Source organism: Martelella lutilitoris, assembly GCF_016598595.1.
Classification (GTDB): domain Bacteria; phylum Pseudomonadota; class Alphaproteobacteria; order Rhizobiales; family Rhizobiaceae; genus Martelella; species Martelella lutilitoris_A.
This window is the reverse complement of sequence record NZ_CP066786.1, coordinates 1973694-1993946: the sequence shown is the minus strand read 5'-3', so window position 1 is coordinate 1993946 and position 20253 is coordinate 1973694. Positions and strand designations below refer to the sequence as shown.

The following is a 20253-nucleotide window of genomic DNA, read 5'->3' as shown; positions in this document are numbered from 1 at the left end:
AACGTCTCCCTTACTTGTAGCAGACGGCCTTGACCGCATCGATGACTTCACCGACGTTCGGCAGGGCGAGCTTTTCGAGGTTCGCGGCATATGGCATCGGAACATCCTTGCCGGCAATCGTCATGATCGGCGCATCGAGATAGTCGAAGGCCTGCTGCATGACGCGGGTCGCGATCTCGGTTCCGACGGAGGACTGCGGGAAGCCTTCCTCCACCGTGACCAGGCGGCCGGTCTTCTTCACCGATTCGACAACCGTCGGCAGGTCCATCGGACGGATGGTCCTGAGGTCGATCACCTCGACGTCGACGCCATCTTCCGCAAGCTTTTCAGCCGCTTCGACCGCATAGGTCATGCCGATACCGAAGGAGACGAGCGTCGCGTCCTTGCCCTTGCGATGGATGCGTGCCTTGCCGATCGGCAGGACGAAGTCATCCAGTTTCGGCACTTCGAACTTGTGACCGTAGAGGATCTCGTTTTCGAGGAAGATGACCGGGTTCGGATCGCGGATCGCAGCCTTCAGCAGACCCTTCGCGTCAGCCGCCGTATACGGCATGACAACCTTGAGGCCCGGAATGTGGCTGTACCAGGCGGCGTAGCACTGCGAATGCTGCGCTGCAACACGCGCCGCGGCCCCGTTCGGACCGCGGAACACGATCGAACTCTCCATCTGGCCGCCGGACATGTAGTGGGTCTTTGCCGCCGAGTTGATGATCTGGTCCATCGCCTGCATGGCGAAGTTGAACGTCATGAACTCGACGATCGGCTTCAGCCCGGCAAGCGCCGCGCCGATGCCGACGCCGGCAAAGCCGTGCTCGGTGATCGGCGTGTCGACGACGCGCTTGGCGCCGAATTCCTGCAGCAGGCCCTGCGTGATCTTGTAGGCGCCCTGATATTCGGCGACTTCCTCGCCCATGACGAAGACATCGCCGTCGGCGCGCATTTCTTCCGCCATGGCGTCACGCAGCGCTTCGCGCACCGTCGTCATCACCATTTCCGTGCCTTCCGGAATATCCGGATCGGAAGCGGCTTCGGCGGCCTTCGGCTCGGCGGGAACCGCGTCGGGAGAGGCCTGCGGCTTTTCTTCCTGAGCGACTTCCGGAGCCTTGGTTTCCTCAGGAGCCTTGGTGGCGGCCTCGTCGATATCGTCGGCGCTTTCGCCCTCTTCGAGAAGAACGGCGATCGGCGTATTGACCTTGACGCCCTCGGTGCCTTCGGAGATCAGGATCTTGCCAATCGTGCCCTCGTCGACGGCCTCGACTTCCATCGTCGCCTTGTCGGTCTCGATTTCGGCCAGGATGTCACCGGCGGCGACGCTGTCGCCTTCCTTCTTGAGCCATTTGGTGAGGTTGCCCTCTTCCATCGTCGGGGAGAGCGCCGGCATGAGAATATTGGTAGGCATTTATATCCCTCCCCGTCTTAGCGCAGGATGTCGGTGTAGAGCTCGGAAACATCCGGCTCCGGATCGGTCTGGGCGAAATCGGCAGCATCGGAGATGACCGAGCGCACATCCTTGTCGATGGCCTTCAACTCATCTTCGGTGGCCCACTTCTTCTCGATCAGACGCTTCTTGACCTGTTCGATCGGGTCGTGTTCGGAGCGCATCTTCTGCACTTCGTCCTTGGTGCGGTATTTCGCCGGGTCGGACATCGAGTGGCCGCGATAACGATAGGTCATCATTTCGAGGATGATCGGCCCCTTGCCGGAGCGCGCGTGGGCTTCGGCTTCTTCCGCCGCGGCCATCACCGCGCGCACATCCATGCCGTCGACCTGCTTTCCGGGAATGCCGAAGGAGGCGCCGCGCTTGGAGAAGTCGGTCTCGGCCGAGGAACGGGCGACGGAGGTGCCCATCGCATAGCGATTGTTCTCGACGACATAAACGACCGGGAGCTTCCACAGCTGCGCCATGTTGAAGCTTTCGTAGACCTGGCCCTGGTTCGCCGCGCCGTCGCCGTAATAGACGACCGTGACCTTATTGTCCTCGCGGTACCTATTGGCGAAGGCCAGGCCCGTGCCGAGGGGAACCTGCGCGCCGACGATGCCGTGGCCGCCGTAGAAGGCCTTCTCCTTGGAGAACATGTGCATCGAACCGCCCTTGCCCTTGGAATAGCCGGAACGGCGGCCGGTCAGCTCGGCCATCACGCCGCGCGATTCCATGCCGGTGGCCAGCATGTGGCCGTGGTCGCGGTAGCTGGTGATGATCTGGTCACCGTCGTTCAGCGCCATCTGCACGCCGACGACAACGGCTTCCTGGCCGATATAGAGGTGACAGAAACCGCCGATATAGCCCATGCCGTAGAGCTGGCCGGCCTTTTCTTCAAAGCGGCGGATCATGAGCATTTCGCGATAGGCGTGAAGTTCCTGGTCGCGATCGAAATCGACGATCTTGCCGCTTTCTTCTTTTTTGGATGATTTCCGTGAGCCGGACGCTTGGGACGCCATCAAAACCTCCTTCTGAAGGAAAGACGTGGATTTGGGCGACACAATAGGGCGTTTTGTGCGGCACGGCAATGCTAGATTTGCCGCCAAAATTTGTATAATAACTTATTGAAATATATCAATAAAGACGATATTAACCGAAATTCGGTTTATTTGAGATTCCGCTCGAAAATCACGATCTCGTCCGGCTTCAGCAGGTTGAGCGCATAGCGCGCCTGCTCGTCCAGCGCATCCTTCATCAACGACCCGTCGGACAGCATGCGGACGCGTTCCTCCATCGCCTGGCGCTCGCTCACGAGCCTCTCCAGCTTGCGCTCATTGAGCGCCTTGTGGGCCTCGAAACGCTCGGCGGCGATCAGGCCGTAATCACCATGGATGGAGTGATAGACAAAATAGCTCATGAAACAGGCCGTGATCGCCGGGACGATGAGTCGGCCGTAAAACCGTGGTTTGTGATGGCGGGTCCACATGAGGCTGTCCGGAATTTACGCAGTACACTGATCCTGACTGTAGCCCGTCAACCTTAACCAAGACTAAAGCGCCCGCCATTTTCATGGCGGGCGCGACAATTTGCGAGGAAGCGGGAACAGGGCCGGCTTCTGCGGACTTTGCGGCGACGGGCGCTCAGCCGACGAAGGCCCGTTCGATGACGAATTCGGACGGCTTGTTATTGGCGCCCTCGTCCATGCCCGCCGCCTCCAGAAGCGCCTTCGTGTCCTTCAGCATCGCCGCCGAACCGCAGATCATGCCGCGGTCCGTTTCCGGGTTCAGCGGCGGCAGGCCGAGATCGTCGAAAAGCTTGCCGCTCGAGATCAGGTCGGTGATCCGGCCGGTGCGCTCGAAGGGTTCGCGCGTCACGCTGGCATAATGCGTCAGCTTGTCGCCGACGACCTCGCTCAGGAGTTCGTCATTGTGAATTTCGCTGAGGAGATCGAAGCCATATTGCAGTTCGGCTACCTCCCGGCAGGTGTGGGTCAGGATCACCTCGTCGAACTTCTCGTAGGTTTCCGGTTCGCGGATCAGGCTGGCAAAGGGCGCGATCCCGGTGCCCGTGGAGAACATGTAGAGGCGCTTCGCCGGCGTCAGCGCATCGAGCACCAGCGTGCCTGTCGGCTTCTTGCGCATCAGCACGATGTCGCCTTCCTGGATGTTCTGCAAATGCTGGGTCAGCGGGCCGCCGGGCACCTTGATCGAGAAGAACTCCAGTTCCTCGGCCCAGGAAGGGCTCGCGATCGAATAGGCGCGGTAGATCGGCTTGCCGTCGACCATCAGCCCGATCATCGCGAATTCGCCGGAGCGGAAACGGAAGCCGTCGGGCCGCGTCATGGTGAAGCGGAACAGACGGTCGGTATAATGCTGAACGCTCAGCACCTTCTCGCCGTAGACTCCGGCGGGCAGTGTCGCGGCAAATTCCTCGGTCGTGGCTTGCACATTCATGTCGACGTCTCGTCCTGTCTGCTGCACGCCGGAATGGGACCGGCGCAATCAAAATTCCGCGCATTGGCGACTGTCTACGGGCTCAAATAATACCCTCGGCGAAAGATTGCAAAGGCGGATATGCTAAAAAACCTGCCTCAACTGGTCATATTTTGGCCGTCCGGCGCCAGCTGTAGCCGCCCGGAACGGCTGTGTTGCGGGCAGAGGGCTGGTAGTGACGGTTGACGGACGGAAGGCGTCCTGCGCTGAGCCGACTGATCGCCGTCTTGTTCTCGACCGCGAAACTGTCGAAGCCGCATCGCAGCATCAGCACCAGCGGATCGATCAGAACGTCACCCACGGCGCGAAGCTCTCCGCGATAGCCCAACCGCTCGCGCAGCAAGGTTGCCTGCGAGAAGGCCCGGCCGTCGCTGAATGCATTGAAGGTCAGCGCGACGATCTCGATACGATCGAGCCAAGGCTCCAGTTTCGCCGGATCGTCGAAAGGACTGAGCACAACGCCAAGGCCTTCATTGCCATCAAACCCGTTCTCAAGCAGTTCGGCAAGAGGAACCAGTCTCCGCTCGCCTTCCCCGGCCTTGCGCTCCTCGGTTTCGACCACCCAGGGATCATTCTCGACGAAGCCTGTCTCTCTCCAGATCATTGTCATTGTTCTCTCCTCAGGCGGCCCTGGCTTTTTCGGGATAAAGCGCGTCCTTGAAGGGCTGTGCGCCGAGCCTGCGATAGGCTTCGATAAAGGTCTCGGAGCGATCCGTGCGCAGGTGCAGATAGGTGTCGACGATGGTTTCCACCGCATCGGTCACCTTTTCCGGCTCGAAGCCGCGCCCGACGATCTCGCCGATCGAGGTGTTTTCATCCGCCGAACCGCCCAGCGTGATCTGGTAGAGTTCCGCGCCCTTCTTCTCCACGCCCAGAAGGCCAATATGGCCGACATGGTGATGGCCGCAGGCATTGATGCAACCGGAAATCTTGATCTTCAGGTCGCCGATCTCCGCCTGGCGCGCCGGATCGCCGAAACGCTCCGAAAGCTGCTGGGCCAGCGGAATGGAGCGGGCATTGGCGAGCGCGCAATAGTCGAGCCCGGGACAGGCGATGATATCGGTGATCAGTCCGGCATTGCCGGTCTCAAGGCCCGCCTCCTTCAGCGCCGCATAGACGGCCTGAAGATCGGCCCGTGCGACATGCGGCAGAACGAGGTTCTGCTCGTGGCTGACCCGGATTTCATCGAAACCGTAGCGCTCGGCGATATCGGCGACGGCTTCCATCTGCATGTCCGTCGCATCCCCCGGAATGCCGCCGATGGGTTTCAGCGAGATGGTGACCATGGCGTAGTCATCGCGCTTGTGGGCGGCGGTGTTGCGGGTCAGCCAGTCGAGATAGCCGCTGTCGGCCGTATCGAAGCGATCACGCTCGCGGGCCGGAAGTTCGGGAAGCGCGAAATAGCGACGGATCGCATCAATATCGCCATCGGGCAGCGTCAGTTCGCCGTCCTTCAGCGCCTCGAACTCGCGCTCGATATCCGCCTTCAGCTCCTCAAGGCCGGTCTCGTGGACCAGGATCTTGATTCGCGCCTTGTACTTGTTGTCGCGGCGGCCGTTGAGATTGTAGACGCGCAGGATCGCCGTCGCATAGGCCAGAAGGTCGGCCTCAGGCAGGAAATCGCGCACCTTCTTGGCAATCATCGGCGTGCGCCCCTGCCCGCCACCGACATAGACGGCAAAGCCAAGTTCGCCGGCATCGTTCCTCTTCAGGTGCAGGCCGATGTCATGGACCTGGATTGCCGCGCGGTCGCGCTCGGCCCCCGTCACGGCGATCTTGAACTTGCGCGGCAGGAAGGAGAATTCCGGATGCAGCGACGACCATTGCCTGAGGATTTCCGCATAGGGACGCGGATCGGCAACCTCGTCGGCCGCAGCGCCGGAAAAATGGTCGGCGGTGACATTGCGGATGCAATTGCCGGACGTCTGGATCGCGTGCATCTCGACTTCGGCGAGGTCGCTCAGGATTGCCGGAATGTCTTCGAGCCTCGGCCAGTTGAACTGGATGTTCTGCCGCGTGGTGAAGTGGCCGTAGCCCCGGTCATATTTGCGCGCGATATGGGCAAGCATGCGCATCTGCCGGCCGTTCATCGTGCCGTAGGGTACGGCGATCCGCAGCATGTAGGCGTGAAGCTGGAGGTAGACGCCATTCATCAGCCTCAGCGGCTTGAACTGGTCCTCGGTGATTTCGCCCGAAAGCCTGCGTTCAACCTGATCGGTGAACTGCGCGACGCGTTCCCGGACAAAATCATGGTCGAATTCGTCGTAGCGATACATGTCACGCCTCCACATGTTCGGGTTTGGCGGGCGCATAGCCCGCTGCGTAGGGGATCGTGGGCCCCTCGGCGCGAATGCGCTCGCGCAGCCTGACCGGCCAGATCCGGCCATCGGGCCGCTCGTCGACGTCGATCACGGCAACATCAACGATCAGATTGCCGGAGAAGTCGCGCTTGCCGATCTCGTCCAGGCTTTCAATAGCGGCTTCATGGCGGGCGACGAGCGCATGCTGCAGATCACGCGTCCAGCGACCGTTGGCGTCGAGCCAGACGGCAAGGCCATCGGTCAGGCGGTTGGCGGTCAGAACCTTAGCGGACATGGAGGGCTCCCGTGAATTTCTCTTCGACAAGATTGTTGTTGAACGCGAGCGCGCTCGAATTCTCAAGACTGGCGCCGGCAACCGCATCGCCGATGATCACCATGACCGGCCCCGTCAGGTCCTCGCGCGCTTCAAGCTGCGGCAGCTCGGAAAGGACGCCGTGGAACAGCCGGCGGTTCTTGCGGCTCGCATTCTCGACGACGGCGATCGTGGTGTCGGCGGAAACGCCCGCTTCCTGCAACCGGGCGCCGAGCTTTGCGGCGACGGAACGGCCCATATAGACGGCAATGGTGGCACCCCGGACCGCAAGCGCGGCCCAGTCCGGCAAGGTGTCGCCATTAAGGTCGTGGCCGGTCGTAAAAACCAGTGTGGAGGCAACGCCGCGCAACGTCATCGGCAGGCCGAAGTCGGCGGCGGCGGCGGAAGCGGAGGTGATGCCGGGCACCACTTCATAGGAAACGCCGGCAGTCCTGAGCGCGGCCATTTCCTCGCCGGCCCGGCCGAAGATCAGCGGATCGCCGGATTTCAGGCGCACGACGCGCTTGCCTTCCTTGGCAAGTTTCACCAGCAGGTCATTGATTTCATTCTGCGACTTCGAATGGCAGTTCTTGCGCTTGCCGACAGAGATGCGCTCCGCGTCGCGACGCCCCATATCGACAACGGCCTGCGGCACCAGCGCATCGTAGGCGATCACATCGGCTTCCATCAGCAGTCTGTGGGCGCGGATGGTCAGCAGGTCCTCCGCTCCCGGTCCCGCGCCGACAAGCGCGACATGGCCCGACACGGCGGAGCCGTCGGAGATGATCTCATCGGCCAGGCATTCAGCTTCCAGAAGACGCCCCTTTTCGACGGCACCTGCGACCGAGCCGTTGAAGAAGCGCGACCAGAAAGCCCGTCGCGCGGCCCCGCGCGGGATGCTGGCATCCACCTTGTCGCGCAGATTGGCGGCAAGCCGCGCCAGCGGCCCGAGCGAGCGCGGCAGCATCGTGTCGATCTGGGCGCGGATCATCTGCGCCAGCACCGGCCCCGCCCCTTCCGTGCCGATGGCGACAGCCACCGGCGGACGGGTAACAAGGGCGGGCGTATAGAAATCGCAGTCTTCCTTCTGGTCGACGGCATTGACCGGAACGGAAAGCGCACGGGCGCAGCCGGCGATCAGGTGATCCTGCTCCGGCTCGCCGGTCGCCGCGAAGGCAAGCACCGCGCTGTCAAGCTGCTCGGCGGCAAACGGCGCTTCGACCAGGCGCGCGCCATGAGCGACCAGAAAGGCGCGGTAGTCCTCGTCCGGGTTTTCGCCATAGGCGGCAATCTCGGCACTGGTCTTCGCCATTAGCCGCGCCTTGGCGTAAGCCTCCGCACCGGAGCCGAAAATTGCGACCTTGCGGCCCTCAACCCGGAAAAATGCCGGAAACGCCGACAGCAATTCTTCGTTAGCGACCATCTTCGAGCAGTCCTTCCATTGATACCGGAATGATGAACTGCGTTGGCCCGCGCTTGAAGAAACGAAAATGCGCGACGATGCGCCGGAGAACATTTCATTCCTCAATTCCGGCATCGGCACAGCAAATTTGGCCTTCGCGGGCATCTCATCCCTTGCGCGCGAAATGACTGCCCCCTTAACTGAGGGCGCAAAAGAGCCTGCGAGCAAGGGGAACATGCATGAATGATGCGCTTTTGGCCGAACGCCTGCTTAACGTCATCGAACAGGATATCCTGCCCCTCACTTCGAAGGGGGTCGAAGCCGGCAACAAGGTTTTCGGCGCCGCCATTTTGCGGAAATCCGATCTCTCTCTCGTCATCGCCGGCACCAACGACGAGACGGCTAACCCCCTCTGGCACGGCGAGGTGCACACGCTGAAGCAGTTTTACGAATTGCCGGTGAAACCCGACACGAAGGAGCTTCTGTTCCTCTCCACCCATGAACCCTGCACCATGTGCATGTCGGCGATCACCTGGGCCGGGTTCGACAATTATTTCTATTTCTTCAGCCACGAGGATTCGCGCGACAGCTTCGGCATTCCCCATGACCTGAAGATCATGAAGGAGCTCTACGGGCTCGAGCCCGGCGGCTACCGGCGGCACAATGCTTTCTTTGAAGCGCGTTCGATCGTGGACATGGCCAATGCTGCGGAAGAACCGGAGAGCAGCCGTTTCCTGGCCCGGATCGAGAGAATCAAGGCGAGCTATGCGCTTGCGTCCGAGACCTACCAGTCGCATAAGGGCGAGACCAGCATCCCGCTTGGATGACATTTCCGACGCAACGGAGCATTCCATTGGAGCCTTCCCGCGACATCGCCCGCCTTATCGACATCATGGCAGCCCTTCGTGATCCGGATAGCGGCTGCCCCTGGGACATCAAGCAGAACTTCGAAACCATCAAGCCCTACACGATCGAGGAAGCCTATGAGGTGGCCGACGCGATCGAGCGGAAGGATTTCGACGATCTGTGCGACGAACTCGGCGATCTCCTGCTGCAGGTCGTGTACCACGCCCGCATGGCCGAGGAGGACGGCCTTTTTGCCTTCGGCGATGTCGTGCATGCGGTCACCGCGAAAATGATCCGCCGCCACCCGCATGTCTTCGCCCGCAACGACGCGGATACGCCCGAGACGGTGAAGATCCAGTGGGACGAAATCAAACGGCAGGAAAAGGCCGATCGTGCAGCACGGCGCGCAAAGGCCGGCGTCACCGAAGATTTCAAGGCGGGCCATCTCGGCAATGTCCAGCGCAGCTTCCCGGCTCTGACGGAAGCGCTGAAGCTGCAGGAACAGGCCGCCCGCATCGGTTTCGACTGGTCGGAACCCGAGCCGATCCTCGACAAGTTCGAGGAGGAAATCGGCGAGCTGCGTCAGGCATTGACCAGTGGCGATCAGGCAAAGATCGCTGACGAACTCGGCGATCTCATCTTCGCCGCCGTCAATCTCGGTCGCCACGCCAAGACCGACCCCGAACAGGCGCTGCGCGGCACCAACACGAAATTCAGGCTTCGGTTCAATCATATAGAGCGGTCTCTTGAGAAAAACGGCGAAAGTCTCGACGCCGCGACGCTGGAGCGCATGGAAGCGCTCTGGCAGGATGCCAAGGCGATCGAACGCAGGCTGAAGTAGGTCGGAACGGAAAAGGCCGCAGCGCCTTCGCGCCGCGGCCTCTCTTTTCAGGAACGGGCCTATCGCCGGCCTCGTCTCGTTACATCTTCATCGGAACCGTGAAGAACAGCGTCTCGCCGGAGCTGTCATCCACGCCGTCATTGTCGGTCACGGCATAGGCCGTGCCGTCGGCAGCGATGGTGAAGCCCTCGATCTTGTCGACGACATAGCCGTTGGTGGCCGACTTCATCAGCGGCAGAAGGTCGACGACTTCCTGCTTTTCGACAACGGGAAGCTCCGAGCCGATCGCGGCCGGCTTCATGTCGGCAAGCGATACCTTGAACAGCTTCTTGACCTTTGCGGCCGCGCCGATCTGGTTGTCACGCTCGACGATATAGACGTTCTCGCCATTGGCTGTGATTTCCGAAAGGCCCATCCAGCCCTTTTCCGGCGTTTCCAGCGGATAGGAGACCGCGCCCCACGCGCCTGTTGCCGGCGTATAGGCCAGAAGCTTGACGAAGCCCTTGGCGTCATCGGCCCATTCGCGCTGCACGGCCATCCACAGCGTCAGATCATCGCCCTCGCCCACCGTGGTGATGCCTTCCATGCCGAAGCGCGTCTGGTTGGCAAGGAGTTCCTCCGGCAGGTCGATGGTTTCGGTGATCTCGCCTGTGCCGTCGATGTGGAGAACGGCGTGCGGCACGTCCTTGTCGGGATTGCCTTCAGACGCCAGCCAGAAGCCGCCATTGCCGTCGACGGCTACGCCCTCGAGGTCGAGCTTTTCGGCAGGCTCGCCATTGCGGGTCACGCGGATCGCGTCGGTGATCAGCGCCGGCTTTTTCGAAGCGTCGATGATGAAGACCGAGGGCTGGCCCGAATAGAAGCTGTCATTGACCGCATAGAGCTTCGAGGCGTCCGCCGGATCGGCAGCAAGACCGGAGAGCGCGCCGAAGCCGATCAGCGGATCGCGGGAGACGTCGGAAGCGATCTGCGGATAGTCCGCCTCGCCCTCTTCATAGGCGTAGAGCATCACATGGGCGCGCACGCCGCCGTCGGGGCCGAGGTCTTCCTCATTGGCGGTGACCAGCAGGTTGCGGGCGGGAATGGCGACGCCGCTTTCCGGTCCGATGCCGGACGGCAGAAGCTGGACCAGTTCGGGCGCATCCTGGACATTGTCATTGTAGACGCCGACGACAGAGCCGCGCTCGGACATGACGAAGAGGTAGTTGGTATCGCCATACTGGCCGACGATCAGGCCTTCCGGCTCGACGCCCTTCTTGCCGGCGCGCTTGTCCGGGAAGTGACCGATGGAGGCTACGGCGCGCTCGAAGGAAGCGCCGGCCTCATGCAGCAGTTCACCGGTATCGGAGAAGATCGAGAAGCCGCGCGAACCGCCCTTGTAGTCGCCCTCATTGGCGATGACGAAGCGGTCATTGTCGAGCCACTTGACGGTGTCGGGCTCGCGCGGAACGTCGTTCAGCGAACCGGTAAAGTCGAGCTTGCCGCCCTTCTCGGTGTCGATGCCCGTCAGGTCAACCGTGCCGGCGGAGAAGTGAGCCTTCACCGCGCCGGTATTGCCGTCGACAATGGCGATGCCGTTGTTTTCCTGCATTGTCACGACGATCTCGTTTTCGTCGTTGATGTCGATGAATTCCGGTTCCGGATCGCTCGGCGCGGTCAGTTCCTCAAAGCCGGTCATGGCGACGTGTTTGGTCGTAGCGCAATCGGCAACACCGTCCTTCAGCGAGATGATCACCAGGTCGCCGGCAGGCATCTGCGGAATTTCGCCGTCGTTCAGGTCCTCGTCGCGCTCGTTCTCGATGGCGACGGCCACGATCGAGCCATCGGGAGACACGGCGACCGAATCGGGCTGGCCGCCGAGGTCGCACTGCGCCTCAAGGGTCTTCGACGCGATGTCGATGACGCCGAGGAAGCCGGAGGGCGCGGTGAAGCTTTCCGAGGTGTTGACGCCGACAAAGGCCTTGGCACCGGAAACGGCAACCGAGGTCGGTTCGCCCTCAAGCTTGATGGTGCCGGCGGCCTTCGGCGCGCGCGGGTCGGCAATGTCGATGAAACCGACGGCTTCAAGCGGGCTGTCGGAATAGACGAGCATGTTGCCGTCCTCGGTCGCGGTGATGATCTCCGCAGAGGTGGCGCTCGCGGCGTCCATGTCTGCCGGAAGGTTTTCGTTGACGGCGAAAACGGCGATGCGATTGAAGACCGGGTCGGCGGATGCCGGAATGGCGGCCGATGCAAGAAGCGCGGCGGTAAGCGCCGCACCGGAAAGGCGCAGTTTCATGGGGTTCCCTCCTGGGATTGAAATACCGGAGGGTTGTGCGTCATGCCCGTGACAGGATGATTACGTCTTGATGACGCCGGCATGACAGATTTGTCTCAGCGCTCCCGCCTGCGCTCGATCATCATGATCGAGAGCGACGCGCCGAGGATCATCAGTCCGCCGACCCAGAACAGCGTGTCGGGCGAAAATCCGAAGACCAGCCAGCCGCCGAGCACGTTGAGCGGCAGCTTGAGGTCATCGAAGGGCTGGACGTAAGCTGCATCCGCGCTGGAATAGGCAAGTGTGAGGAAATACTGCGCCAGCACCGTCATCAGCCCGAGCGCCAGCATGATCCAGATGGCGTCGCCCATGGGCACGGCGAAACCGCCGCCGACCGCGACCAGGGCGTTAATCGGCGTCAGCAGCATCAGCAGCCAGACGGTGATCGATTCCGGCCGCTCATGCGCCGTCAGCTTCTTGGTGATCAGCGATGTTCCGCCCCACAGCAGCGCGGAGAGAACCGGCAGCAGCGCCGCCCAGGTGAAGCTCGCAGACCAGGGCTGGAGGATCAGCAGCGCACCGGAAAAGCCGACGGCCGTCGCGATCCAGCGCGACGGACCGACGCGTTCGCCCAGAAACAGCTTGGCGCCAACGATGATGAAGAAGGGCGACGTCATCACCAGGGCGATCGCCTGGCTGATCGGGACGGACTGAAGACCGAACACCCAGGCCTGCACGCCGAGCGCGGAAAGCGCCACACGCGCTATGTGCTGACCGGGATAGGCCGTGCGCATGACTGCAAGCCCCGTGCGCCACAGATAGGGAATGGCGAACAGCAGGGCGATCCCATACTGCCAGAAGGCGACGGAGGAGGACGCAAAGCCCATCTTCATGGTCAACTGCTGGATCAGCACATTGCCTGCGGCGTACACCACGCCGGCAAGCACCATCCAGAATGCGCCGGTCAATGCTGGAGAACGATAGATTGCCTTGCCCATACGGTCTCGATCCTTCACAGCGCTCAAGGCGCACCGAATGCGGGACGACGCATGGTTGCCGCGGGCCATCGGCGAAAACCGGACCCGCGTCAGCCTGCATTCTCTTCCTTCCGGACTTTGACCGTCGGCTCCGGTTTCGCACCGGATCTGCTGACCCTTTCCCGCGCTCTGCGGGAAGGCGCTCGCGGGCTTGCGTCGGAAACGCTTACCGCCGGTGGGGAATCTCGCCCCGCCCCGAGAATGTGCCGCAGAAAGCCCTGCTCGCTGCGGCGATTTGTCGGCTCAGATGTAATGAACTGCAGGGGGTCCGGCAAGTCTTATCTGTGAGCCGGCTTGGTAACTGTTCGTCAACAATACAGACAACAAAAAACCCGGAGCGGAACGCTCCGGGTCAACAGCCTGTCAGAAGACGGCGGATGCTTAAGAGTTGCAAGCTTCCTTGAGACCCTTGCCGGCCGTGAACTTCGGAACGTTGCGCGCCGGAATATCGACCTCGGCGCCCGTCGACGGGTTGCGGCCCTTGCGCGCGGCGCTGTGCGAAACAGTAAAGGCGCCGAAGCCGGCGAGGCGCACTTCGCCGCCGTTCTTCAGTTCGCCCTGCACGGCGTCGAATACGGCGTCGACAGCAGAAGCGGCATCGGTTTTGGACAGACCGGCCTTTTCGGCAACGGATGCTACGAGTTCACTCTTGTTCATGTTTCCACCCTTTCTCAAATGGTTCGAAACGGATCTCTTGTTTCTCGGGCCCCGGCGACGCTTTGACCGACACCCGCTGACATTCAAAAGCCCTGCGTTTCAAGGAATTGCAATAGGCTTGGGGCAATTTGTACGGAAAAGGCCGACCAAAGCGCGACCTCAGGGACCCCTTTTCCACAGGAGCCCCTGAAAAGTGGCGATATTTCGGCCTTAATGCGCCACGGTCTTGTTCGATTCGGCGTCCGATTCATCGGCGGACATGGACACCGGATCGGTCTCCGGGTCCCACTCGATCGGCTGCGGCATCTCCAGAAGGGCATGCTGCAGGACCTCGCCCATGCGTGACACGGGCACGATCTCCAGGCCGTTCTTCACATTGTCCGGGATCTCCGGAAGGTCCTTGGCATTCTCTTCCGGGATCAGCACCTTGGTGATGCCGCCCCTCAAAGCCGCAAGCAGTTTTTCCTTCAACCCGCCGATGGGCAGAACACGTCCGCGCAGCGTGATCTCACCCGTCATCGCCACGTTCTTGTTGACCGGAATACCGGTCATCACCGAGACGATCGCGGTGGCCATGGCGACGCCCGCCGACGGTCCGTCCTTGGGCGTCGCGCCCTCCGGGACATGGACGTGAATGTCATTCTTGTCGAACATAGGCGGCTTGATGCCGAAGTCGACAGCGCGCGAGCGGACATAGGATGCCGCCGCCGAAATCGACTCCTTCATGACGTCGCGCAGATTGCCCGTCACCGTCATGCGGCCCTTGCCGGGCATCATCACGCCTTCGATCGTCAGAAGCTCGCCGCCGACCTCCGTCCAGGCAAGACCGGTGACCACGCCGACCTGATCGTCGCCTTCCGCCTCGCCGTGGCGGAAGCGCTGTACGCCGAGATAGTCCTCGAGGTTGTCGGCCGTGATATGGACGGCAGTCTTGTCGCCCTTGACGATCTCGGTCACCGCCTTGCGGGCAAGTTTCATCAGCTCGCGCTCAAGGCTGCGCACGCCCGCCTCGCGGGTGTACTGCTGGATCGTCCGCGTCAGCGCGGCATCATCGACCGAAAACTCTTCCGGCTTCAGCGCATGCTCGCGGATCGCCTTCGGCAGCAGATGGCGCCGGGCGATTTCCAGCTTCTCCTGCTCGGTGTAGCCGGCAATGCGGATGATCTCCATGCGGTCCATCAGCGGGCCCGGAATGTCGAGCGTATTCGCCGTGGTGATGAACATCACGTTGGACAGGTCATATTCGACTTCCAGGTAATGATCCATGAAGGTCGAGTTCTGTTCCGGGTCCAGCACCTCGAGCAGAGCCGAGGACGGATCACCGCGGAAATCTGCGCCCATCTTGTCGATCTCGTCGAGCAGGAAGAGCGGATTGTTCTTGCCGACCTTCTTCATCGACTGGACGATCTTGCCGGGCATCGAGCCGATATAGGTGCGGCGATGACCGCGGATTTCGCTTTCGTCGCGAACGCCGCCGAGCGCCATGCGCACATATTCACGACCCGTCGCCTTGGCGATCGACTGGGCAAGCGAGGTCTTGCCGACGCCGGGCGGGCCGACGAGGCAGAGGATCGGCCCCTTCAGCTTCTTGGCGCGCGCCTGCACCGCGAGGTACTCGACGACGCGTTCCTTGACCTTCTCGAGGCCGAAATGATCCTCTTCGAGCACCTTCTCAGCAAGCTTCAGGTCGCGCTTGATCTTCGACTTGGTATTCCACGGCAGGCCGGTGAGCCAGTCGAGATAATTGCGCACCACGGTCGCTTCCGCCGACATCGGGCTCATATTGCGGAGCTTCTTCATCTCCGCCTCAGCCTTTTCGTGGGCTTCCTTGGTGAACTTCGTCTTCTTGATGCGCTCCTCGAGCTCGGCCATCTCGTCGCGGCCGTCCTCGCCCTCGCCGAGTTCCTTCTGAATGGCCTTCATCTGCTCATTCAGGTAGTATTCGCGCTGGGTCTTCTCCATCTGCCGCTTGACGCGGGTACGGATGCGCTTTTCGACCTGCAGAACGGAGATCTCGCCTTCCATGAAGCCGAGCGCCTTTTCCAGACGTCCCTTGACGCTGGTGGTTTCCAGCATTTCCTGCTTCTCGGTGATCTTGATCGCAAGATGCGAGGCAACCGTGTCGGCAAGCTTCGAGTAGTCCTCGATCTGGCCGGCAGCGCCGACAACCTCGGGGGACACCTTCTTGTTCAGCTTCACATAGTTCTCGAACTCGGAAACCACCGAGCGGGCCAACGCCTCGATCTCAACTGCATCTTCCTCCGGCTCGCCGAGCATCTCGGCATTGGCCTCGTAGAAGTCGTTCTCCAGGCGCACGTCGCCGATGGCCGCACGCGCCTTGCCCTCGACCAGAACCTTGACGGTTCCGTCGGGCAGCTTCAGCAGCTGCAGCACATTGGCGATCGTGCCGATGCGATAGAGCGCATCGGGTTCGGGGTCGTCATCGCTGGCGTTGACCTGGGTGACCAGCATGATCTGGCGGTCGGCATTCATCACCTCTTCCAGGGCGCGAATGGACTTCTCGCGACCGACGAAGAGCGGAACGATCATGTGGGGGAAAACCACAATGTCACGCAATGGCAACACCGGGAACGCAGCATTTTCCGCTGCAGGCGCGTTCTGCGTCATGTCTTTTTCCTTTCAGGCAGCCCGGCGGTTAACCGGGCATTGACGGACTGCTGGGAGACAGTCCGAGCGTTCTTTTCAGTTGTTGCGGAACAAGTGGCGCTTTGAAAGGCCGATTTCAACCTTTGCCCCGTTTTCGAAGGAACAACGGGCCAGCGCAGGCGTTGGATCAGGTTCGCCGTCAGAAACGACGAAGGCAGGGACCCTGCCCTGCCTTCCCAGTCATGCCTGCCCGACGCCAGGCCTATGCCGAGGCGTTCGCCTTGTCGTCCGAGCGATTGGCGTAGATGTAGAGCGGCTGAGAGGTTCCGGAGACCACTTCGTCCGAAATCACCACCTCGCGCACGCCCTTCATCGCCGGCAACTCGAACATTGTGTCGAGCAGGATCTTCTCCATGATCGAGCGCAGGCCGCGCGCGCCGGTCTTTCGCTCGATGGCCCTGCGGGCAATCGCTGTCAGGGCATCTTCGTGGAAGGTCAGTTCGACGTCTTCCATCTCGAAAAGACGCTGATACTGCTTCACCAGAGCGTTTTTCGGCGCCGTCAGAATCTGGACAAGGGCTTCCTCGTCGAGATCCTCCAGCGTTGCAATCACCGGCAGGCGACCGATAAATTCGGGGATCAGCCCGAACTTGACCAGGTCCTCCGGCTCCAGGTCACGCAGCACGTCGCCCACCTTGCGGTCGTCGGCCGCCTTCACCGAAGCGCCGAAGCCGATCGACGTGCGTTCGCCGCGCGCGGAGATCACCTTGTCGAGGCCGGCAAAGGCGCCGCCGCACAGGAACAGGATATTGGTCGTATCGACTTGCAGAAATTCCTGCTGCGGATGCTTGCGGCCGCCCTGCGGCGGCACGGAGGCAACCGTGCCTTCCATGATCTTCAGCAATGCCTGCTGCACGCCCTCGCCCGAGACGTCGCGGGTGATCGACGGATTGTCGGACTTGCGCGAAATCTTGTCGACCTCGTCGATGTAGACGATGCCGCGTTGGGCGCGCTCGACATTGTAGTCGGCCGACTGCAGCAGCTTCAGAATGATGTTCTCGACATCCTCGCCGACATAGCCGGCCTCCGTCAGCGTCGTCGCGTCCGCCATGGTGAAGGGCACGTCGATGATGCGGGCCAGCGTCTGGGCAAGATAGGTCTTGCCGCAGCCCGTCGGGCCGACCAGCAGGATGTTCGACTTCGACAGTTCGATGTCGGAACTCTTGGAGGCGTGAGACAGACGCTTGTAGTGGTTGTGCACCGCCACCGAGAGAATACGTTTCGCATGGCTCTGGCCGATCACATATTCGTCCAGAACGCCCATGATTTCCTGCGGCGTCGGCACGCCGTCGCTCGACTTCACCATCGAGGTCTTGTTCTCCTCGCGGATGATGTCCATGCACAACTCAACGCATTCATCGCAGATGAATACGGTCGGGCCAGCGATCAGCTTGCGGACTTCGTGCTGACTCTTGCCGCAAAAGGAACAATAGAGCGTGTTCTTCGAGTCACCGCCATTGTTACCGCCGACTTTGCTCATTATCACTTCCTTCCAGTCAGCCGTTCCTTCATGTGAACGGCCTCATATTTTCGCTTCCACCGCACGTCCAAATGCTTTCAAAACATCAGGGCAACAAAACGACGCGGCAGATTTACAAGGCAACAGGCGCAAACGCGAAACAACGCCATAACTCCAAAAACCGGGATAACATCTCCGGTTTTCCATACTATTAACGGCTTCAGCACCGGTTTAAAGCCAAAAAACGCAATCGTGATCCCGAATCGCCTTCAATGCGCATCCGGTTCCGTGTCACGCCGAAAGCATTCCGACCGACGCGGGAGAGCGCCGCTCGATAACCGATACGTCGGATTCCTGGCTGAGGATCAGTTGCCGCCCTCGATTTCGCTGCGCGATGTCATGACCTTGTCGATCAGGCCCCATTCCATCGCCTCGCCGGCATCCATGAAATGGTCACGATCGAGCGTCTTTTCAACCTCTTCGTAAGTCTGTCCGCAATGGCGGACATAGACCTCGTTGAGGCGGCGCTTCATCTTCAGGATATCGCGGGCGTGGCGTTCTATATCGGATGCCTGGCCCTGGAAACCGCCGGAGGGCTGGTGCACCATGACCCGCGCATTCGGCGTGGCAAAGCGCATGCCCTTTTCGCCGGCGGCCAGCAGGAGCGAACCCATCGAGGCCGCCTGGCCGATGCACAGCGTCGAAACCGCCGGGCGGATGAACTGCATCGTATCATAGATCGCCATGCCGGCGGTCACCACGCCGCCGGGCGAATTGATGTAAAGCGCGATTTCCTTCTTCGGGTTCTCCGCCTCGAGAAAGAGGAGCTGGGCGCAGATCAGAGATGCCAGATGATCCTCGACCGGACCGGTCAGGAAGATGATCCGCTCCTTGAGCAGGCGGGAATAGATGTCATAGGAACGTTCGCCGCGATTGGTCTGCTCGACAACCATGGGCACAAGCGCCATCGCGGTATCTACGGGATTTGTCATGTCTGTCCTTCGGCCGGCTGATCGGAACCGTTTTCAATCGAATCTTTCATTGCTCTCCTACATAGAGTGCCAGACCCGGTCACTTCAAGAGATGGATTGCGTCACCGCGCCGCAGTTGGCGGCGGCTTGCCTGCCGCGGCGCGGGATTTGGCCCGGAAGCAAAGCCGGGAAGATTACGGCATCCAGATTTAAATCGTTTAACTTCAGAAATGGTCCATGGCGAAATGTGGTGCCTCCGCGGCAGGACGGGTATGAACCCGCACCGTGTTGTTGAATTCTGGGAGCGGTCTTCGGCTTTGCACTATAATCTGACAGCCGTTCTTGCCTGGGCGGCGGACTGCATTCTGCTCTCCGTCCTGCTTTTGCCGCTCTGGCTGCGCAACAGGGACCGACTGTTCATCCTGCTCTGGTCGGCAGCGCTTGCCCTGATGGGGCTCGGGCTTCTGGGCCTGACCTATGTCACAGCGAACGCACGGCTTTTGCTTGCATTGCCGGTTGCCGCGCTTGTCAGCGCCGAAGCGCTGTCGGCGGCAGGCCTGCTCTCGCTTTACGGCAAGGACCGGCCGCTCCGCTTCACGGCGCTTTGCGTCTGCCTCTGGTTCGTCGCCTTCGTCCTCTTCAGCCTGTCCGCACTCGGGCCTGTCGCCGCCGTCGCCAGTTATTGCCTCGCCGTCATCGCCATTGCCGTCTATGTCCCGCACTTCCTTTTCCGCCATGCCGCATTCGAGGAGGTGCGCTTCCATCTGGCCATTCCGGCGATTTTCCTGCTCGAAGCCCTGTCGGCTCTCGCCGTCGCAGTCTTCTATGTCTTGGAAAAACCGGCCGTTCTGCATCAGGGCACGCTGACGTCGATCACGCTGGTCGCGGGCTTCGTGCTGTTTTCGGCGAAGGTCTGCCTGGCCGTCTGGCTGTCGATCGAAAAATACGAATTCCACCTGAGGAAACTCGCATTCCATGATCCTCTCACCGGCATTTTCAACCGCCGAGGCTTTTTCGAGAGGATCGGCGAGCGTCTGAAAACCGCCGCGCCCTCCGACCTTTTCGCCTATCTGGCGATCGACATCGATCATTTCAAATCGGTCAATGACCGCTTCGGGCACAGCGCCGGAGACGTCGCGCTCATCGCATTCACGCAGACCGTGGAAGAAGAGGTCGGCCGGACGCATCTCTTCGGCCGGACCGGAGGCGAGGAATTCGCCGTCTTTCTAAAGGTCGACAATGTTCGCACGGCGACCGGCCTTGCCGAGCGAATCCGGGGCCGGCTCGCCGATGCCGGTCAACGCCAGGCTGCCGGCTCGTCGCCGCTGACCGTCAGCATCGGCATCGCGGTTCAACCGGGGGCCGGATTCAACCTGGAGAGAATGCTCTCGCAATCCGACCAGGCGCTCTACGAGGCCAAGAACGGCGGCCGCGACCGCATCATTGCCTACGGGCCCGAAGAGACGCCGGCGCCGGCGGACCGGCTTCAGGCGTGACTGCTTCCGCGCGGTCCTGTGGATAAGCCTGAACGAAAAACGGGCGACCCTGTGGATCGCCCGTACTCGGCATCGTCTCCGGCTTCGTCCGTCCG

The 20253-nt window shown here is 61.3% G+C and carries 18 protein-coding genes and 1 riboswitch; of the genes, 4 read left to right on the top strand and 14 right to left on the bottom strand.

All coding sequences use genetic code 11. The features are described from left to right. Positions 1-10: 10 nt before the first annotated feature. From JET14_RS09435 to cysG, 8 genes are all read right to left on the bottom strand, one after another. On the bottom strand, positions 11-1399 hold the full coding sequence (locus tag JET14_RS09435; protein ID WP_200337783.1) for a pyruvate dehydrogenase complex E1 component subunit beta: 1389 nt from the start codon (positions 1397-1399) through the stop codon (positions 11-13). Between the two features lie 17 nt (positions 1400-1416). Then, complete coding sequence (pdhA, locus tag JET14_RS09430) at positions 1417-2439, bottom strand: pyruvate dehydrogenase (acetyl-transferring) E1 component subunit alpha (RefSeq protein WP_152534654.1); 1023 nt, start codon at positions 2437-2439, stop codon at positions 1417-1419. A gap of 146 nt (positions 2440-2585) precedes the next feature. Further along, positions 2586-2906 (bottom strand): FtsB family cell division protein, encoded by a 321-nt coding sequence (locus JET14_RS09425; RefSeq protein WP_024710177.1) that lies wholly within the window; start codon positions 2904-2906, stop codon positions 2586-2588. Between the two features lie 154 nt (positions 2907-3060). Next, positions 3061-3873: a ferredoxin--NADP reductase gene (locus JET14_RS09420; RefSeq protein WP_200337782.1), complete on the bottom strand. Its 813-nt coding sequence runs from the start codon at positions 3871-3873 to the stop codon at positions 3061-3063. A gap of 145 nt (positions 3874-4018) precedes the next feature. Continuing rightward, entirely contained in the window at positions 4019-4522 is a 504-nt protein-coding gene (locus JET14_RS09415) for a DUF934 domain-containing protein (protein WP_200337781.1), read from the bottom strand. Positions 4523-4532: 10 nt separating this feature from the next. Further along, entirely contained in the window at positions 4533-6188 is a 1656-nt protein-coding gene (locus JET14_RS09410; RefSeq protein ID WP_200337780.1) for a nitrite/sulfite reductase, read from the bottom strand. A gap of 1 nt (position 6189) precedes the next feature. Continuing rightward, the gene (locus JET14_RS09405) at positions 6190-6507 is read right to left on the bottom strand and encodes a DUF2849 domain-containing protein (RefSeq protein WP_138749094.1); all 318 of its coding nucleotides are present in this window, start codon (positions 6505-6507) and stop codon (positions 6190-6192) included. After that, entirely contained in the window at positions 6497-7948 is a 1452-nt protein-coding gene (cysG, locus tag JET14_RS09400) for a siroheme synthase CysG (RefSeq protein ID WP_200337779.1), read from the bottom strand. The genes JET14_RS09405 and cysG overlap by 11 nt, the downstream gene beginning before the upstream one ends. Before the next feature lie 67 nt (positions 7949-8015). Between cysG and JET14_RS09395 the strand changes: the two genes are divergently transcribed. The 3 genes from JET14_RS09395 to mazG are packed head-to-tail and all read left to right on the top strand — an operon-like array spanning position 8016 to position 9614. Beyond that, complete coding sequence (locus tag JET14_RS09395; protein ID WP_200337778.1) at positions 8016-8174, top strand: hypothetical protein; 159 nt, start codon at positions 8016-8018, stop codon at positions 8172-8174. Continuing rightward, positions 8167-8754 carry a nucleoside deaminase gene (locus tag JET14_RS09390; RefSeq protein WP_200337777.1) on the top strand — a complete coding sequence of 196 codons (588 nt, stop codon included), beginning with the start codon at positions 8167-8169 and terminating at the stop codon, positions 8752-8754. The genes JET14_RS09395 and JET14_RS09390 overlap by 8 nt, the downstream gene beginning before the upstream one ends. 26 nt (positions 8755-8780) lie before the next feature. Continuing rightward, positions 8781-9614 (top strand): nucleoside triphosphate pyrophosphohydrolase, encoded by an 834-nt coding sequence (mazG, locus tag JET14_RS09385; protein ID WP_200337776.1) that lies wholly within the window; start codon positions 8781-8783, stop codon positions 9612-9614. Between the two features lie 79 nt (positions 9615-9693). Here the strand turns inward: mazG and JET14_RS09380 are convergent, their stop codons facing one another. The 6 genes from JET14_RS09380 to clpP all read right to left on the bottom strand — a co-directional run bounded on the left by JET14_RS09380 (position 9694) and on the right by clpP (position 18683). Further along, the gene (locus tag JET14_RS09380; protein ID WP_200337775.1) at positions 9694-11892 is read right to left on the bottom strand and encodes an esterase-like activity of phytase family protein; all 2199 of its coding nucleotides are present in this window, start codon (positions 11890-11892) and stop codon (positions 9694-9696) included. A gap of 95 nt (positions 11893-11987) precedes the next feature. Then, positions 11988-12869 (bottom strand): DMT family transporter, encoded by an 882-nt coding sequence (locus tag JET14_RS09375; protein WP_200337774.1) that lies wholly within the window; start codon positions 12867-12869, stop codon positions 11988-11990. Between the two features lie 94 nt (positions 12870-12963). Then, positions 12964-13115: riboswitch (FMN riboswitch) on the bottom strand. A gap of 174 nt (positions 13116-13289) precedes the next feature. Then, on the bottom strand, positions 13290-13652 hold the full coding sequence (locus JET14_RS09370; RefSeq protein WP_256389217.1) for an HU family DNA-binding protein: 363 nt from the start codon (positions 13650-13652) through the stop codon (positions 13290-13292). 123 nt (positions 13653-13775) lie between these two features. After that, on the bottom strand, positions 13776-16193 hold the full coding sequence (gene lon, locus JET14_RS09365) for an endopeptidase La (RefSeq protein ID WP_200337773.1): 2418 nt from the start codon (positions 16191-16193) through the stop codon (positions 13776-13778). A 241-nt stretch (positions 16194-16434) separates the two neighbouring features. Next, entirely contained in the window at positions 16435-17712 is a 1278-nt protein-coding gene (gene clpX / locus JET14_RS09360; RefSeq protein ID WP_200337772.1) for an ATP-dependent Clp protease ATP-binding subunit ClpX, read from the bottom strand. 344 nt (positions 17713-18056) lie between these two features. Next, entirely contained in the window at positions 18057-18683 is a 627-nt protein-coding gene (gene clpP / locus JET14_RS09355) for an ATP-dependent Clp endopeptidase proteolytic subunit ClpP (RefSeq protein WP_200337771.1), read from the bottom strand. A gap of 251 nt (positions 18684-18934) precedes the next feature. Here clpP and JET14_RS09350 point away from each other — a divergent pair, with 251 nt between their 5' ends. After that, a complete protein-coding gene (locus JET14_RS09350; RefSeq protein WP_200337770.1) occupies positions 18935-20158 on the top strand; it encodes a GGDEF domain-containing protein in 1224 nt (407 codons plus the stop codon). The last annotated feature ends 95 nt before the right edge of the window (positions 20159-20253 follow it).

Excerpts from the sequence above, each read along its gene's own strand:
- JET14_RS09435 (WP_200337783.1), bottom strand. The coding sequence starts at position 1,399 with ATGCCTACCAATATTCTCATGCCGGCGCTCTCCCCGACGATGGAAGAG.
- pdhA (WP_152534654.1), bottom strand. The coding sequence starts at position 2,439 with ATGGCGTCCCAAGCGTCCGGCTCACGGAAATCATCCAAAAAAGAAGAA.
- JET14_RS09425 (WP_024710177.1), bottom strand. The coding sequence starts at position 2,906 with ATGTGGACCCGCCATCACAAACCACGGTTTTACGGCCGACTCATCGTC.
- JET14_RS09420 (WP_200337782.1), bottom strand. The coding sequence starts at position 3,873 with ATGAATGTGCAAGCCACGACCGAGGAATTTGCCGCGACACTGCCCGCC.
- JET14_RS09415 (WP_200337781.1), bottom strand. The coding sequence starts at position 4,522 with ATGACAATGATCTGGAGAGAGACAGGCTTCGTCGAGAATGATCCCTGG.
- JET14_RS09410 (WP_200337780.1), bottom strand. The coding sequence starts at position 6,188 with ATGTATCGCTACGACGAATTCGACCATGATTTTGTCCGGGAACGCGTC.
- JET14_RS09405 (WP_138749094.1), bottom strand. The coding sequence starts at position 6,507 with ATGTCCGCTAAGGTTCTGACCGCCAACCGCCTGACCGATGGCCTTGCC.
- cysG (WP_200337779.1), bottom strand. The coding sequence starts at position 7,948 with ATGGTCGCTAACGAAGAATTGCTGTCGGCGTTTCCGGCATTTTTCCGG.
- JET14_RS09395 (WP_200337778.1), top strand. The coding sequence starts at position 8,016 with ATGCGCGACGATGCGCCGGAGAACATTTCATTCCTCAATTCCGGCATC.
- JET14_RS09390 (WP_200337777.1), top strand. The coding sequence starts at position 8,167 with ATGAATGATGCGCTTTTGGCCGAACGCCTGCTTAACGTCATCGAACAG.
- JET14_RS09380 (WP_200337775.1), bottom strand. The coding sequence starts at position 11,892 with ATGAAACTGCGCCTTTCCGGTGCGGCGCTTACCGCCGCGCTTCTTGCA.
- JET14_RS09375 (WP_200337774.1), bottom strand. The coding sequence starts at position 12,869 with ATGGGCAAGGCAATCTATCGTTCTCCAGCATTGACCGGCGCATTCTGG.
- lon (WP_200337773.1), bottom strand. The coding sequence starts at position 16,193 with ATGACGCAGAACGCGCCTGCAGCGGAAAATGCTGCGTTCCCGGTGTTG.
- clpX (WP_200337772.1), bottom strand. The coding sequence starts at position 17,712 with ATGAGCAAAGTCGGCGGTAACAATGGCGGTGACTCGAAGAACACGCTC.
- clpP (WP_200337771.1), bottom strand. The coding sequence starts at position 18,683 with ATGACAAATCCCGTAGATACCGCGATGGCGCTTGTGCCCATGGTTGTC.
- JET14_RS09350 (WP_200337770.1), top strand. The coding sequence starts at position 18,935 with ATGAACCCGCACCGTGTTGTTGAATTCTGGGAGCGGTCTTCGGCTTTG.